Genomic DNA, 618 nt, shown 5'->3' on the forward strand with positions numbered 1-618 from the left:
ATACGCAGAGACCAATCATCCAGAACTACTGGAAGATTATCTACTTTCGTGACACTGAACGAGTTACCCCTGTTTTATCTCGTTGGAAGTGGGTACGCCTGTGTATTTTTGAAGTCCTCTTTGGCCAAGAACTACTGGAGAGTTTAGTTACCACGGCATCTGTGAGTGGCTGTCCTGAGGATCCAGACACTGAAAAAATGGGGTAAGCCAGCCCAGCTTGCGCTACATATACCAAGTGGCCTTTTCACCGATTTATTTCGGGATGAATTGGTAGAAGTGCTGTATTTTAAATACTATCTGCAATATCTTTTCATCCGGCCCGTCACAGAAATCTACTGTTTCGATAATGAGACCATAGACCTTACAAGAAATCGGTTCCGTCTCAACAAGGAACTTCTCTATATTGTCATCCCGTTTCGAAGAGTATATTTGGCCACAGCGTTGAGCATAAATATTGTGGTAGACATCCTCGTCTATGTGGGGACATCAAGCTCAGTAGCGGTGGCTTTGACCGCAGCATCTTTGGAAGCATGCAGACGGTTGCTGAAACTTTAGAGATACATCTAACCTATCGCTCAAGCGGACAGCTTACAGCTGCCGCTTACCTTAGTTCGTTAG

Annotated in this window: 1 protein-coding gene; it reads left to right on the forward strand. The window is 44.8% G+C overall.

Annotated features, from left to right (window positions below):
• Window positions 1-206 (forward strand): hypothetical protein (locus ACFO6X_RS15840; protein ID WP_382434997.1); only part of this gene is annotated, 206 nt, incomplete at its 5' end.
• Window positions 207-618 lie beyond the last annotated feature (412 nt).

Source organism: Giesbergeria sinuosa (genome assembly GCF_042652905.1).
GTDB classification, from domain to species: Bacteria; Pseudomonadota; Gammaproteobacteria; order Burkholderiales; family Burkholderiaceae_C; genus Simplicispira; species Simplicispira sinuosa.